We start from the raw sequence: 359 nt of genomic DNA, 5'->3' as shown, positions 1-359 counted from the left end.
TAGCTCCCATTCTCATTTCGCAGTGCTACAATGGTCAGATTATAATAACGTTGAGCGCGTGAGTTGTAGCTCCCATTCTCATTTCGCAGTGCTACAATCGTAACCGGCAAGGCTTATTTGTCCAACGAGTTGTAGCTCCCATTCTCATTTCGCAGTGCTACAATCTGGAAGACTGGTAAGAAACGAGATGCACAGTTGTAGCTCCCATTCTCATTTCGCAGTGCTACAATCGATTTACCACCCATAAAACCACCTCAAAAGTTGTAGCTCCCATTCTCATTTCGCAGTGCTACAATTAATTTGCGTTTCGTGTCGCTCATAAACCCGTTGTAGCTCCCATTCTCATTTCGCAGTGCTAC

General features: G+C 44.8%; 1 CRISPR repeat array.

Annotated features, from left to right (window positions below):
* Position 1: 1 nt before the first annotated feature.
* Positions 2 to 359: a CRISPR direct-repeat array (repeat unit 28 nt; unit sequence AGCTCCCATTCTCATTTCGCAGTGCTAC).

Origin of the sequence: Neisseria sp. HMSC070F02 (assembly GCF_001814225.1) — a bacterium.
Classification (GTDB): Bacteria; Pseudomonadota; Gammaproteobacteria; order Burkholderiales; family Neisseriaceae; genus Neisseria; species Neisseria meningitidis.
Note: the sequence above shows the minus strand (reverse complement) of the source record. Positions and strands in the feature narration are given on the sequence as shown.